At 72.9% G+C, this 14,251-nt stretch carries 11 protein-coding genes and 1 pseudogene; all 12 read left to right on the top strand.

All coding sequences use genetic code 11. The features are described 5' to 3' along the window. The first annotated feature begins 156 nt into the window (after positions 1 to 156). The 12 genes and pseudogenes from AC0HI0_RS13545 (at position 157) to AC0HI0_RS13490 (ending at position 14,242) form a co-directional block, all read left to right on the top strand. Positions 157 to 1,182, top strand: a complete 1,026-nt coding sequence (locus AC0HI0_RS13545; RefSeq protein WP_480932687.1) for an NAD(P)/FAD-dependent oxidoreductase — start codon at positions 157 to 159, stop codon at positions 1,180 to 1,182. A 317-nt stretch (positions 1,183 to 1,499) separates the two neighbouring features. Continuing rightward, positions 1,500 to 2,846, top strand: a complete 1,347-nt coding sequence (locus AC0HI0_RS13540; RefSeq protein WP_480932686.1) for a lysine N(6)-hydroxylase/L-ornithine N(5)-oxygenase family protein — start codon at positions 1,500 to 1,502, stop codon at positions 2,844 to 2,846. A 27-nt stretch (positions 2,847 to 2,873) separates the two neighbouring features. Further along, complete coding sequence (locus AC0HI0_RS13535; protein ID WP_480932685.1) at positions 2,874 to 3,242, top strand: cupin domain-containing protein; 369 nt, start codon at positions 2,874 to 2,876, stop codon at positions 3,240 to 3,242. Beyond that, on the top strand, positions 3,239 to 4,864 hold the full coding sequence (locus tag AC0HI0_RS13530) for a class I tRNA ligase family protein (protein ID WP_480932684.1): 1,626 nt from the start codon (positions 3,239 to 3,241) through the stop codon (positions 4,862 to 4,864). The genes AC0HI0_RS13535 and AC0HI0_RS13530 overlap by 4 nt, the downstream gene beginning before the upstream one ends. Positions 4,865 to 4,874: 10 nt before the next feature. Next, entirely contained in the window at positions 4,875 to 6,116 is a 1,242-nt protein-coding gene (locus AC0HI0_RS13525; RefSeq protein WP_480932683.1) for an ATP-grasp domain-containing protein, read from the top strand. An 81-nt stretch (positions 6,117 to 6,197) separates the two neighbouring features. Further along, positions 6,198 to 6,536: an avidin-fold protein gene (locus AC0HI0_RS13520; protein ID WP_480932682.1), complete on the top strand. Its 339-nt coding sequence runs from the start codon at positions 6,198 to 6,200 to the stop codon at positions 6,534 to 6,536. Between the two features lie 13 nt (positions 6,537 to 6,549). After that, positions 6,550 to 8,358 (top strand): ABC transporter substrate-binding protein, encoded by a 1,809-nt coding sequence (locus tag AC0HI0_RS13515; protein WP_480932681.1) that lies wholly within the window; start codon positions 6,550 to 6,552, stop codon positions 8,356 to 8,358. 168 nt (positions 8,359 to 8,526) lie between these two features. Continuing rightward, positions 8,527 to 9,774, top strand: coding sequence for an ATP-grasp domain-containing protein (locus AC0HI0_RS13510; RefSeq protein ID WP_480932680.1), 1,248 nt, complete (start codon positions 8,527 to 8,529; stop codon positions 9,772 to 9,774). Between the two features lie 32 nt (positions 9,775 to 9,806). After that, entirely contained in the window at positions 9,807 to 11,072 is a 1,266-nt protein-coding gene (locus AC0HI0_RS13505) for an MFS transporter (protein WP_480932679.1), read from the top strand. Between the two features lie 58 nt (positions 11,073 to 11,130). Further along, positions 11,131 to 12,378 carry an amidohydrolase gene (locus AC0HI0_RS13500; RefSeq protein ID WP_480932678.1) on the top strand — a complete coding sequence of 416 codons (1,248 nt, stop codon included), beginning with the start codon at positions 11,131 to 11,133 and terminating at the stop codon, positions 12,376 to 12,378. Between the two features lie 39 nt (positions 12,379 to 12,417). Beyond that, a pseudogene (locus tag AC0HI0_RS13495) lies at positions 12,418 to 13,003 on the top strand (IS982 family transposase); the annotation flags it as partial. A 189-nt stretch (positions 13,004 to 13,192) separates the two neighbouring features. Further along, positions 13,193 to 14,242: a MerR family transcriptional regulator gene (locus AC0HI0_RS13490; RefSeq protein WP_480934299.1), complete on the top strand. Its 1,050-nt coding sequence runs from the start codon at positions 13,193 to 13,195 to the stop codon at positions 14,240 to 14,242. The last annotated feature ends 9 nt before the right edge of the window (positions 14,243 to 14,251 follow it).

Here is a 14,251-nt window from a genome sequence, read left to right as displayed (position 1 = left end):
TCTGCGTGACCCAGCAACGAGAGAGTCCGGGGTGCGCACCATGTCGGTCGGCGAAACAACCCGCCGCACATTGTCTGATTTGCCGCCAAAGCGAATCGGACACGCTTTCGGCAGCACTCCCGGGAATTTCCGGTCGAACCGGGCGGACCGGTCGGCATGAGGGTCGGGGTGATCGGCGGGGGTCTCGCGGGCGCGTTGTTGGCGTGGCGGCTGCGGGAGGCGTCCGACCGGGTGCGGGTGGAGCTGCTGGCCCGGGACCGGTCGGTGCCCGACGCCTCCTCGGTGTCCGGCGGGCTGGTGCGCGGGTTCGAGGTCGATCCGGCGGCGGCCCGGGACGCGGCCGACAGCCTGGCCGAGGTGCGCGCCGACGCCCGGCTGCGCGAGTGGAGCGGGTACCGCGAGATCGGCTCGTCCTACCTGGTGCCGCGCGGCGCCGACCCGGCCGAGGCGGTGCGGGTGGTCGACGCGCGGCTGCCCGGGTCGGCCGAGGTCGTGGACGCGGCGGGGCTGCGCCGCCGGTTCGGCTACCGCGACCTGCGCGACGACGCGGTGGGCGTGGTCGAACGGCACGCCGGCCACCTCTCGCCCGCGCGGCTGCGCGACAGCGCGGTGGCGTGGGCGGTCGAGCACGGGGTGCACGTGCTGCGCACCGCGGTCGCCGAGGTACTCGACGGCCCCGCCCTGCGCACGTCGGACGGGCGCGGGCGGGAGTACGACGCGCTGGTCGTGGCCGCCGGAGCGTGGACGCCGGGCCTGGTCGAGCACGGCGGGACGTTGCGCACCAAGCAGATCCAGTACGGCGTGTACCGGGTCGACCTGCCCGGCCTGGGCGCGTTCGTGGACGAGGACACCGGCCTGTACGGCAGACCGCGCGGCGACGGGACGTTCCTGCTGGGGCTCGGCTGCGACCGCTGGGACGTGCGGCCCGAGGACGTGCGGCCCGACCACGGGCTGTCCGACCGGGTGCGCGCCGAGGTCCGGCGAAGATTCGGCGTCACGGCGGGCGTTCCGGCGGCGGAACGGGTCGTGGCCTCCTCCGACTGCTACCACGCGCCGGCCGGCCTGCGGCTGCGCCCGGTCGCGCCGGGCCTGTTCACCTTCACCGGTGGCAGCGGCGGCGCGGCGAAGACCGCGGTGGCCGCGAGCCGGATCGCGGCGGGTGGGGTGCTGGCGCTGTCCTGACCGGTCCGCCGGATTTTCCCGGCCGGGGGCGAAATGCCCTCCGGTCGGGTTTCCGGCTGCCCGGAAAAGGTCGATTCCCGAGTCGATAGGGTTCCCGTATCGGGCCGATTCGGGGTGTTTCCGGAACACCTTGTCGGTTGTCGTCCGGTCACCTACGGTTCCACCGGCAAGCCGATCCGGCTTTTTCCGACTTCCTCGCCCGGAATTCTTTCCGGCGGCGGCGGACCCGAATTCCCTCCCTACCGGGGCAATGCGCGGTCCGTCGCGCGTGGCGTCGCCGTCGCGGAGCCACCCACTTCAAGGTTTGGGAGAATGCGTTGGACCACCGGGATGTAGAGCTGCTGGCCATCGGCGCGGGGCCGGCGAACCTGGCGCTGGCCGTGGCGCTGGAGGAACTCGCGCCCGACCTCGCCGCCCGCACGCTCGTCGTCGAGCAGCACGAGACCGTGGCCTGGCAGCGGGGGATGCTGCTGCCCTGGTCGCAGAGCCAGGTGTCCTTCCTGAAGGACCTGGTGACCTTGCGCAACCCGCGCAGCGAGTTCTCGTTCGTCAACTACCTGCACTCGATCGGCAGGCTGGACGAGTTCATCAACCTCGGCACCTTCACGCCCTACCGGCTGGAGATCTCCGACTACCTGGCCTGGGTGGCGCGCTCGCTGTCCTCGGTGCGGGTCGAGCACGGCCGCCGCGTGGTCGGCGTCGAGCCGGGCGACGTGGTGGCGGGCCGGGTCACCGGCTGGCTGGTGCGCTTCGCCGACGGCGGCACGGTGCGCTGCCGCGACCTGGTGGTCGGCGCGGGCCGCGACGCCCACGTGCCCGAGCAGTTCGCCGCGCTGCCGCGCGAGCGGGTCGTGCACAGCACCGAGTTCCTGGACCGGGTCGGCGGGCTGGACACCGGCGCGGCGCACCGCGTCGTCGTGGTCGGCGGCGCGCAGAGCGCGGCGGAGATGGCCTGGTCCACCCACCAGGGCTTCCCCCACGCCCAGGTCACCATGGTGATGCGCTCGATCGGCCTGAACGGCTACGAGAGCAGCAAGTTCACCAACGAGCTGTTCTACCCGTCCTTCGTGGACACCTTCAACGCGGCCCGGCCCGCCGCCCGCGAGCAGCTGCTCGGGGAGATGCACCGCACCAACTACGCGGGTCTCGCGCCGGCCATGCTGGAGAACCTGTACCGGACGATCTACCTGGAGAAGCTGACCGGCACCGAGCGGCTGCGGATGATCGCCATGGCCGAGATCGCCGACGCCCGGCTCGACGGCGACGAGGTCGTGCTGACCCTGCTGGACCGCAAGTCCGGCGAGACCGACGAGCTGCGCTGCGACCTGGTCATGCTGGGCACCGGGTTCGTCAAGCGGATGCCCGCGATGACCCGCGCGCTGGCCGCGGCGGTCGGCGTGGACGACTTCACCGTCACCCGCAACTACCGGATGACGCTGCCCGGGTCGGTCGAGGCCCGGGTCTACCTCCAGGGCGTGAACGAGTCCACCCACGGCATCGCCGACTCGCTGATCAGCGTGCTCGCGATCCGGTCCGGCGAGATCGTCGGCGACCTGCTGGCCGGCCGCCCGGCGTCCACTCCGGACAGTCGCGCCGCGACCGCGCCGGAGGGCGTGCCGCGCTCGGCCGCGGACCTGCTCGCCACCGTGCCCCACCCCGCCTGAGCCACCGACCGCGAAGGAATCACGACGATGATGGAGATCCGCAAGCTCGACCGGGCCAACCTCAAGCCCGACAACGGCCTGGTGGCCCAGCGGCTGATGCCGTGGTCGCTGGTGAACGCGCCGTTCGAAGGCTCCTGGTGCGTGGTGCGCCCGGGCGCGGAGTCCGGCGCGCACGGCCACCACGAGTACGAGATCTGGGTGGCGATGTCCGGCGAGTCGCACATCCTCACCGCGGCCGGCGAGACGCCGTTCGTGGCGGGCGACATCGTGCACTTCACGCCGCACGAGCGGCACCAGGTGGTCAACCGCGGCGACACCGACTTCGAGTTCTACGCGATCTGGTGGGACGCCGAGCTGACCGGGAAGTTCTCCGCCCGCCACGAGGAGTCCGCGTGACCGGCCGCTCCCGTCCGGCGATCGTGGTCGCCGCGACCCCCACCCCCAACGGCGACCTGCACGTCGGGCACATGGCGGGCCCGTACCTGTCCGGCGACGTCTACGCCCGCTACCTGCGCGCCAACGGCCGCGAGGTGGTGTACACGACGTGCACCGACGACAGCCAGAGCTACGTCGTGTCCACCGCGCACCGCCGGGGCACCACGCCCGCCGACCTGGTGGAGACCTCCACCGCCGCGATCGGGCGCTCGCTGACCGCCATGGGCACGCTGATGCCCGGCCTGCCGCCGATCGACGACCGCTACCGCCGCACGGTCCTGGACTACGTGGCCGACCTGCACGCCGCCGGCCGGTTCCGGCTGCGCACGGTCCGCCTGCCCTACGCCAAGAACGCGGGCCGGTTCCTCTACGACGGCCTGGTGACGGGCACCTGCCCGGTGTGCCTGGCGGGCAGTTGCGGCGGCGCGTGCGAGAACTGCGGGCACCCCAACAACTTCGACGAGCTGGTCGACCCGAAGTACACCCTCGACCCGGCCGACCCGGTGGTCTACCGCGAGCAGACCATCCTGGTGCTGCCCATGGAGGAGTACCGGGAGCGGCTCACCAGCTACTACGCCGCGCGCACCCCGCGCTGGCGGCCGCACGCCAAGCAGCTCGTCGGCGAGCTGCTGGCCCGCCCGCTGCCGGACGTGCCGGTCACCTTCCCCGGCACGTGGGGCATCGCGGCCCCGTTCCCGGAGACGCCCGACCAGGTCCTGTACCCGTGGATCGAGGCGATGCCCGCGTCGATCTACAGCACGTGGTGGGCGGCCGGGCAGCTCGGCCTGCCCGCCGGCGACACCGACCAGCTGTGGCGCCGCGAGTCCGACGCCGAACTGGTGTACTTCCACGGCTTCGACAACGTCTACCACTGGGGCCTGGTCGACCTGGTGATGCTGATGGCGCACGGCGACCGGTACACCACGCCGGAGTCCAACGTCTGCAACGAGTTCTACGACCTGGACGGCGAGAAGTTCTCCACCAGCCGCAACCACCTGATCTGGAGCGCGGACCTGCTCGCCGAGGTGCCGCGCGACCTGGTCCGGTTCTACCTGGCGCTGACCGCGCCGGAGTTCCAGCGCACCAACTTCAGCCGCGAGGCGCTGCACGCGGTCACCACCCGGCGGCTGATCGAGCCGTGGAACGCGCTGGCGGACGCGGTGTCGCTGGCGGTGGTCGGCGTGTCCGGCGTCCCGAAGACCACCGAGGACGGCCGGCGCCGCTCGGCGGCGATGCTCGACCGGTTCCGGCTGTGCTACGAGCTGCCCAACTACAGCCTGGGCCGCGCCGCCGAGACGGTGATCACCCAGCTCGGCCGGTTGCGCGCGCTGGCCGGGTCGGTGGACGGCAAGCGCAACGGGCACTCGCCGGTCGCGCCCGGCGACCTGCTGCTGGAGGCCCGCACGCTGCTGGCGTGCGCCGGGCCGATCCTGGTCGACGTCGCGGACGCGCTGCGCGCCTCGGGCGTCGACCTGTCCCTGGGCTCGGCGCGGGCGGAGAGCGTCCCGCTGTTCGGCTTCCCGCGCCTGCCCGCCACCACCGCGCCGACCGGTTTGCGGCCGGCGCTCGACGGCGCACGCTAGGAGGCCGGCCGTGAAGCTGCTGACCGTGGAAACCCGCCAGTACCTCCAGTACTACCACTCCCGCTACGAGCAGGTGGAGGCGCTGGGCGCGGAGCTGTACGTCCTCAACGGCGAGGGCACCGAGGACTTCTGGCCCGCCGACCGCTACCGGCTGGTGGGCACCAAGGACATCGAGGACATGATCGCCACCGCGAAGCAGTGGCACGCGGTGGAGGACTTCGCCGGTGTCATCACCTTCTCGGAGGCGGCCGTGGTCGCCGTCGCGGCGATCGCCGAGGCGCTGGGCCTGCCCGGCATCGGCGTGGAGGCCGCGCTCAACAGCCGCAACAAGCTGTTGATGCGCCAGGCGCACGAGAGGGCCGGCGCGCCGATCCCCGGCTTCCGGTACGTCACGGAACTGGCGCAGGCCAAGGACGCGGCCCGCGAGTTCGGCTACCCGGTGATCGTCAAGCCCACGCTCGGCGCGGGCAGCCACTTCGTGTTCAAGTGCGACGACGAGGACCAGCTGGTCGAGCACTACGGGCAGGCCGAGGCCGGCATCCGGGACCTGTTCTGGGCCAACTCCGAGGCCGAGGGCGTCGACCTGGGGCCCAACGGGCTGCTGGTCGAGTCGTTCCTGGACGGCAAGGAGTACCTGATGGAGGCCGTCTCCTGGGACGGCGAGGTGTACCTGGGCTCGGTGGTGGACCGGATCACCGCCGAGGGCGGGACGTTCGACGACGACGTGCACCACGCGCCGACGTCGATGAGCCCGGAGGACCTGGCCGCCGTGCACGAGGTGGTCAAGGCCGGCGCGCTCGCGCAGGGCCTGCGGCGCAGCGTGATGCACGCCGAAGTCCGGTTCCACCGGGGCAGGCCGTACCTGCTGGAGATCGCCGCGCGGGTCGGCGGCGGCGGGCTGGACCTGATCGCCCGGATCACCGCCGGGCACGACCCGATCGCGGCGGTGGTCGACATCGGGGCCGGGCGGCGGCCGGACGTGCGGCACTTCCGGCCGACCGGCACCCACGTCACCGCCATGTGCCTGATCTCCGGGGCCGGCGTGGTGGACCACGTCGTGGTGCCGGAGGAGGTGGCCGGGTCGGAGCGGGTGTTCCTGCTCAAGATCACCGCCCGGCCCGGCGACGAGATCAAGCGCCCGCCCGACGGCAACACCATCCTCGGTTTCCTGGGCACCACCGGGACCTCCGAGCGGGACGCGTTCGAGCTGATGACCGACTACGCCTCGAAGATCCGGGTCGAGTTCCGCTGACCACCCGCCCGGCGCCGCGCCCCACCGCGCGGCGCCGGGCCGCCGAGGCACCACGACAACGCATTGGGGAGCGCAGGAGAAGTGATCAACTACAACGGCAAGAGGTTCCGGCCGGTCGCCGACGGCGCGCCGGAGGAGAGCCGGGTGGCGGTCTACCACCAGGACGGCGACCTGCTGTGGGGCGAGTTCCTGGGCGGCAAGGCCCGTCGGGGCGCGCTCACCGGGACCGCCGGGCCCGACGGCTCGCTGGACTTCGCCTACTGCATGGTCCTCGACGGCGGCGAGGTCGTCTCCGGGCACTGCCGCAGCACGCCCAACGTGCTGTCCGACGGGCGCATCCGGCTGGACGAGGTGTGGGAGCGGTTCGGCTCGCACGCCTCCAGCGGCGTGTCCGTGATCGAGGAAATCCCGGCGAGCTGAGGACGAGGACACCATGACTTCCGCGAGCACCGCGATCGCGCCCGCGCCGGGCGCGCCCCGCAAGGGCGGCGTGGTGACCTGGGCGTGCGCGCCGGGCTTCCCGCCCGCCGTGATCTTCCCGTTCACCCCCGCCGAGCGCATGGGCACCCGCAACATCCTGGAGTTCCAGGCGCTGATGTACCGCACGCTGTACTACTTCGGCAGCGACGGCACGCCGAACGTCGACTACACCCAGAGCATCGGCGAACCGCCGCAGTGGAGCGAGGACGGGCTGACCGTCACCGTCACGGTCAAGCCGTGGCGGTGGTCCAACGGCGAGACGGTCTGCGCGGACAACGTGCTGTTCTGGGTCAACCTGATGAAGGTCAAGGGCGCGCGGTACGGCGAGTACGTGCCCGGCTACTTCCCGGACAACCTGACCGCGTACGGGAAGCTGGCCGAGGACAAGGTGTTCTTCACCTTCGACAAGGTCTACTCCAAGCACTGGGTGCTGCACAACCAGCTCAGCACCATCACCCCGCTGCCCCGGTCGTGGGACCGCACCGAGGCCGGGCCGGCCGACGCGTCGGGCGACCTCGCCGACGTCGAAGCGGTCTACGAGTACCTGATGGCGCAGCAGGGCGACATCGTGGACGAGGGCAACGCGCACCGCACCAAGTGGGCCGACAGCCCGATCTGGAGCGTGGTGAGCGGGCCGTGGCGGCTCAAGAGCTACACGCTGGAGGGCATCGTCACGTTCGTCCCCAACGAGCACTACTCCGGGCCGAACAAGCCGTACCTGGACGAGTTCCGCCAGGTGCCGACGTTCTCCGACGAGGAGCAGTACCGGATGCTCCAGGCCGGGCCCGACTCCGAGCACGGCATCCAGGTCGGCTACCTGCCGCTGAGCTTCGCCACCGAGCCCGCGGTGGACCCGGTGGTCGGCGGGCCGAACCCGTTGGCGGACCACTACACGATGTACCCGCAGACCGCGTTCTGCATCCGGTACATCTCGTTGAACTACAACAACCCCACCGTGGTCGGCAAGATGTTCGCGCAGACCTACCTGCGGCAGGCGTTGCAGAGCGCACTGGACCAGGACACCGCCGTGCGGGACATCTACCAGGGCTACGCCTACCGGCAGAACGGCCCGGTGCCGATGTACCCGAAGACCGACTACGTCTCGCCGCGCCAGCGCGAGGGCGCGTGGCCGCTGCCGTTCGACCCGGGGCACGCCAAGCGGCTGCTGGAGGCCAACGGCTGGGACACCAGCCGGACGCCGGCGGTGTGCGTGCGGCCCGGCACCGGGCCGGGCGAGGCGGGGGAGGGCATCCCGGCGGGCACCGAGCTGACGATCCTGATGCGCTACGTCGAGGGCCGCCCCGCGCTGACCCGCGTCATGGAGGGGTTCCGCGACGCGGCCGCCGAGGCGGGCATCGAGCTGCGGCTCCAGGAGGTGTACGGATCGGTCCTGGTCGCCGAGGACGCGCCGTGCAAGGCGACCGAGGAAACCCCTTGCCTGTGGGAGATGTGCTGCTGGAACGGCGGCTGGGCCTACCACCACCCGACCGGCGAGATCCTGTTCTCCACCGGCGCGGGCGGCAACTTCGGGTTCTACACCGACCCGAAGGCCGACGAGCTGATCGAGCGCACGGTCACCAGTGACGACCTGGACGTGCTCTACGAGTACCAGGACTACATCGCCGAGCAGGTCCCGGTGATCTTCACGCCGAACTTCCCGATCCGGCTGTTCGAGGTGGCGAACTCGCTGCGCGGCTTCGGCCCGGTCAACCCGTACGGGATGATCAACCCGGAGAACTGGTACTACGCCGACGAGGGCTGACCCCCCCCGCCGCCGCGCCCGGCCGGACTCCGGGCGCGGCGGCCGGCCGGTGCCACCACCGGCCCGCCACGACAGTCCACTTCGGACACTCTGCCCCGCCGCGCCGGCCGCTTCCGGCATCGCGGTCGGGAAACCCTTGAGCGGCAACGAGAAATGAGGCACCGGGTCATGACCGGCACCGAGGACACCCGCCCGCTGCTGCTGGTGGTCGCCACCGGCATGCGGACCTACCGCGAGTACCTGCTGCGCTCGATCGGCGCCGAGTACCGCGTGCACCTGTTCCTGAACGCGGAACCCGACTGGGAGAAGGAGTACGCGGCCGGCTGGACCGTGCTGCCCGACACCATGGACGGCCCCGCGATGGCCGAGGCCGCGCGGGCGGTCGCCGCGCGCGACACCGTCGCCGGCGTCCTGTGCTGGGACGAGGCGCGCATCCACGCCGCGTCGTTCGTCGCGCAGGCGCTCGGCGTCCGCAACGGCGACCCGGAGGTGGTGTGGCGGTTGCGGGACAAGGGGCAGACCCGGGCCGCCCTGGACGCCGCGGGCGTGCCGCAGCCCCGGTCGATCCCGGTCAAGACGGTGCGGGACGCCGTCGCGGCGGCGGCCGTCGTCGGCTACCCGGCGATCCTCAAGCCGCGCGGGCTCGGCGCGAGCCTGGGCGTGATCAAGGTGGCGGACGAGGCGCAGCTGCGCGCGAACTTCGCGTTCACCGCGGCCGCCGAGGGGCCCGAGCCGGTGGTGTTCGACACCGACCAGCCGGTCCTGGTCGAGGAGTTCGTGGCCGGCGAGGAGATCAGCGTCGACTCGGTGGTGCGCGACGGCGAGGTGACCCCGCTGTTCGTGGGCCGCAAGGTCGTCGGCTACCCGCCCTACGCCGAGGAGGTCGGCCACTTCGTGTCCGCCGCCGACCCGCTGCTGTCCGACCCGGCGCTGCTCAAGGCGTTGCAGCGCACCCACGAGGCGCTCGGCTTCACCGACGGCGTCACGCACTCGGAGTTCATGCTCACCGCCGCCGGCCCGAAGGTGATCGAGGTCAACGGCCGGCTGGGCGGCGACCTGATCCCGTTCCTGGGGTCGCTGGCCACCGGCGTCGACCCCGGCCTGGTGGCCGCCGCCGCGGCGACCGGGCGGCCGGTCGACCTGGCGCGGACCAGGAACGGGGTGGCCGGCATTCGGTTCTTCTATGTGTCCGAAGAAGACACCACCATCGGATCGCTCGGTTTCGCGGAGAATGCGCTGCCCGAGGGGATCGAGCGAGCGGTGGTGGTCGCCAAGCCCGGCGCCGTCGTCTCGCCGCCGCCCAAGGGCACGGTCTGGGGCCGCATCGCGTTCGCCGTCGCCACCGGCGAGACCCGCGAGCAGGTCGCCGACCGGCTGGACGCGGCCGAGGCCGCGTTCGACGTCACGCCCGCCTGAAACCCCCTGCAACCCCCGAGAGATGTGAAGTGATGGCAACGCAGAACAAGTCAGCCGGCATCCGGGCCACGTTCGTCGAGTCGCCGACGGCGGTGAAGGCGGTGCTGGGCGGCGTCTTCGTCAACAAGGTCGGCGGCTTCCTCAACATCTTCCTGGTGCTGTACCTGACGGCCACCGGCTACTCCGCGGGCCAGGCCGCGACCGCGCTGGGCGTGTACGGCGTGGGCAGCGTGGTCGGCGTGCTGATCGGCGGCGCGCTGGCCGACCGCCTGGGCGCGCGCAACTCCACCGTGCTGAGCATGGCGGGCTCGGCGGCGCTCATCGCGGCCCTGCTCTACCTGCCCTCCTACCCGCTGCTGATCGTGGCGATCGCCCTGGTCGGCGCGATCGGCCAGGTCTACCGGCCGGCGTCGGCGACGCTGCTGTCGGAGCTGACCGACGACGACCGCCAGGTCATGGTCTTCGCGATGTACCGGTTCGGCCTGAACCTGGGCACCACGGCCGCGCCGCTGATCGGCTTCGGCCTCTACCGGTTCGGCGGCGACAGCTACCACCTGCTGTTCTGGGGCGAAGCCCTGGTGGCCGCCGGGTACGCGGTGCTGGCGCACTTCGCGCTGCCCTCCAAGGCGGCGGAGAAGCGCATCCGGGGCGTCGAGGACGCGGACGCGCCCAAGCCGGCCGGCAGCTACGCCGACGTGGTCAAGGACCGGCGCTACCTGGCGTTCCTGCTGGTCGTGTTCATCAACGGCCTGGTCTACGTGCAGTACCTGGTGACGCTGCCGCTGGACGTGGCGAACTCCGGCGTGCCGGTGTTCTGGTACACCTTCGCGGTCGCCCTCAACGGCGCGGTGGTCATCCTGTTCGAGCTGGTGATCACCAAGACCACCCAGAACCTGCCCGCCAAGCTGGTCGTGGCGACCTGCTTCGTGCTGCTCGGCCTGGGCGTGGCCGCCTACGGCCTGCCGCTGGGCCCGGCGGTGATCATCGCCGGCACCCTGCTGTGGACGCTGGCCGAGATCATCGGCGGCCCGGTGGTGTTCTCCTACCCCGGCCTGGTCGCGCCCGCGCACCTCAAGGGCCGCTACATCGGCAGCTTCCAGTTCGTCTACGGCCTGGGCGCGGCGGCCGGGCCGATCGTCGGCGGCTTCCTGTTCCTCCAGCTGGGCCACTCGGTGTGGCCGGTGCTCGGCGCGGTGTCGTTGCTCGCGGCCGCGATCGGGTACGTGGCCACCAAGGACACCCGGAAGAAGGACGAGACCGCCGCGGAACCGGCCGGCGAACCGGTCGCGCAGAGCTGACGGGCACGCCCGCCCCGGCGTGTTGCCCGGCGGGCGCGCGACGCTGATAGTGATCAGCGTGAACCTCGACGACCTTTACCGCGACCTGCACCAGCACCCGGAACTCGGTTTCGCCGAGACGCGCACGGCCGGCATCGCCGCGCGGGAGCTTCGCGCCGCCGGGTTCGAGACCACCGAGGGGATCGGTGTCACGGGCGTGGCGGGCGTGCTGCGCAACGGCGACGGCCCCACCGCCCTGCTGCGCGCCGACATGGACGCGCTGCCCGTCGCCGAGCGCACCGGGCTCCCGTACGCCAGCACGGTGGTCGTCGACAAGGACGGCCACCAGGTCCCGGTGATGCACGCCTGCGGCCACGACGTGCACGTGACGTGCCTGGTCGGCGCGGCGCGGCAGCTCGCCGAGTCGCGCGAGACCTGGCGGGGCACCGTGCTCGCGGTGTTCCAGCCGGCCGAGGAGCTGGGCGGCGGCGCGCAGGGGATGGTGGACGACGGCCTGTTCGACCGGGTCGGCACGCCGGACGTGGTGCTCGGCCAGCACGTCGCGCCGATCCCGGCGGGCCTGATCGGGCTGCGGCCCGGGCCGGCGTTCGCCGCCGCCGACACCATCAAGGTCACCCTCTACGGCGAGGGCGGGCACGGCTCGCGGCCGGAGGCGGCGGTGGACCCGGTGGTGATGGCGGCGGCCACCGTGCTGCGGTTGCAGACCGTGGTGTCGCGGGAGGTGTCCGGCCTGGACACGGCCGTGGTCACGGTCGGCGCGATCAAGGCCGGCACGGTCGCCAACATCATCCCGGACTCGGCCGAGCTGCTGCTGAGCGTGCGCACCTACACCCCGGCGGTCCGGGACCGGGTGCTCGCCGCGATCGACCGGATCGTGCGGGCCGAGGCGGCGGCGTCCGGCGCGACCCGCGACCCGGAGATCACGTTCGTGTCCGGCTACCCGGCCGTGGTCAACGACCCGGACGCGGCGGCGCGCACCCGGGCCGCGCTGGCCCGGGTGGTGACCGACCCGCGCGTGGTCGACCCCGGCCCGGTGACCGGCAGCGAGGACGTGGGCGTGTTCGCCACGGCGGCCGGCGTGCCGCTGGTGTACTGGCTGCTGGGCGGCGCGGACCCGGCGGCGTTCGCGGGCGCGACGTCGGCGGGCACCATGCGCGAGATGGCCGCCGGCCTGCCCGCGAACCACTCGCCGCTCTACGCCCCGGTGATCAGCCCGACGTTGGAGATCGGGGTGGCGTCGCTGGTCTCGGCCGCGCGCGAGTGGCTGCCGGTGACCGCCGGCCAGAGGATTGATTCCGAGGGGTAGGCGCCTGGAGGCATGGGCGGGGGTGTCGATGTGCGGGTGGTGACGGCCAGCAGTGACACGCTCGCGACCGCACTCCGCGTCAGGGCCGGCGACCTGCTGAAGGCCGCGCCGCACCTGGCCCTGTGGCGTCCGGGGGTCGGGCTGCGGCCCCGGTTGACCGACGCGGAACGGGTCGCCCGGCGGTGATGCTGCCCGGGTTCACCTCCGGGGCCCGCCGGCTGCGCCACGCCCGCGCCCGCCTCGGGCACCTGTTCCGTCACCTGTCCGGCCGGTCCGGCTGCCACACGCGGTCACGGCATTCCGCGGAGCCGGTCGGGACGGTGACCGGGGGCCTGGCCGTCGACGCGGCCCTGGGGACGGACGACGTGCGGCTGGTCGATCCACCCCCGCAGAGTGCGGGCGTTCCCGCGAGACCGCGAGACGCTCCGACCTGGCCGGGTGCGCCCGGTACGGCTACCGCGCCTCTCACTCCCCGCCGGTTCCCCGGGGACGGCGGCCGTACCCGGTCCGCACCCCGGGAGGGCCGTCGTCTACGCCCCGACCGGAGCCGAGGCCGACGAACGCACCACCCCCGCTCGACATCCCCGACACCGAACCGGCCCTCGCGGACGACCGGCCCGGCCAGGGCCGAAACCGGGACCCGACTGCTGTGACCGGGCCGCAAAGGCGAACCCGAACAACCCGGCGGCCACGCCACCGAGGGGCGTGCCCCACGAGCGGGCCGGGAACGGGCGGGTTTGACCTTCACCCACGGGGAAGCCGGACGGTGGTGGCAGCCGGGCGAGGTGCCCGGCCGGAGGAAGGGAGCGGGGTGGTGGAACTGCTCACCATCGGGGAGTTCGCGCGGGCGTCCAGGCTGTCGCCGAAGGCGCTGCGGCTCTACGACGAGCTGGGCCTGCTGATGCCGGCCCGGGTGGACCCGCGTTCGGGCTACCGGTTCTACGCGCCCGACCAGCTGGAGCGGGCGCGCCTGGTGGCGTGGCTGCGCCGGCTGGGGATGCCACTGGCCCGGATCCGGGCGGTCTGCGCGCTGGACCGGGCCGGGGCGGCGGCCGACGTGCGCGCCTACTGGGCGCGGGTCGAGGCCGACACCGCGACCCGGCGCGATCTCGCCGCCTTCCTCGTGGCCCAGCTGTCAGGGGAGGAACCCACCATGACCGTGGCACTGCGGTACGCGCTGCGCACCGACCGGGGACTCGTCCGCGAGTCGAACCAGGACCGGGGGTACGCGGGCGAGCACCTGCCGGCCGTCGCGGACGGCTTCGGCGCGCGCGGCGAGCCTGCGAGCACGGCGGCCATCGACGTGATCGCCCGGCTGGACACCGCCATCCCGGCGGGGGAGCTGTTGAACAGCCTGGCCGACGCGGTGCGCCGGGCCGGTACCGCCGTGGGCGGTTTCGTGGCTGCGGGGGAGGGGTGCAGCGGGACGACGCTGACCGCGCTGGTGCTGTCCGGCTCCCGGCTCGGCCTGGTGCACGTCGGCGACGCGCGGGTGTACCTGCTGCGCGGTGGCGAGCTGTTCCGGATCACGCACGACCACACGGCCGTGCGGTCGCTGATCGCCGAGGGCCGGCTGACCGAGGAGGAGGCGGTCAGCCACCCGCACCGGTCGCTGCTGGTGCGCGCGCTGGACGGGCGGCGCGAGGTGGAGCCGGACCTGGCGCCGCACGACGCCCTGCCCGGCGACCGGTACCTGCTGTGCTCCGACGGCCTGCACACCGTCGTGGCCCGTGACGACCTGCGGGACGTGCTGCTCGAAGCACCCGACCCGGACCGGGCGACCCGCCGCCTGGTGGACCTCGCCAACGGCAACGGCGGTCCGGACAACGTGGTGTGCGTGGTCGCGGACGTCGTCCCGGCCTGAGCCACACCG

The organism is Saccharothrix sp. NBAS 001 (genome assembly GCF_056640475.1).
Note: the sequence above shows the minus strand (reverse complement) of the source record. Positions and strands in the feature narration are given on the sequence as shown.

Bases quoted from the DNA above. Each gene is read 5' to 3' on its own strand.
- AC0HI0_RS13545 (WP_480932687.1), top strand. From the start codon at position 157: ATGAGGGTCGGGGTGATCGGCGGGGGTCTCGCGGGCGCGTTGTTGGCG.
- AC0HI0_RS13535 (WP_480932685.1), top strand. From the start codon at position 2,874: ATGATGGAGATCCGCAAGCTCGACCGGGCCAACCTCAAGCCCGACAAC.
- AC0HI0_RS13515 (WP_480932681.1), top strand. From the start codon at position 6,550: ATGACTTCCGCGAGCACCGCGATCGCGCCCGCGCCGGGCGCGCCCCGC.
- AC0HI0_RS13510 (WP_480932680.1), top strand. From the start codon at position 8,527: ATGACCGGCACCGAGGACACCCGCCCGCTGCTGCTGGTGGTCGCCACC.
- AC0HI0_RS13505 (WP_480932679.1), top strand. From the start codon at position 9,807: ATGGCAACGCAGAACAAGTCAGCCGGCATCCGGGCCACGTTCGTCGAG.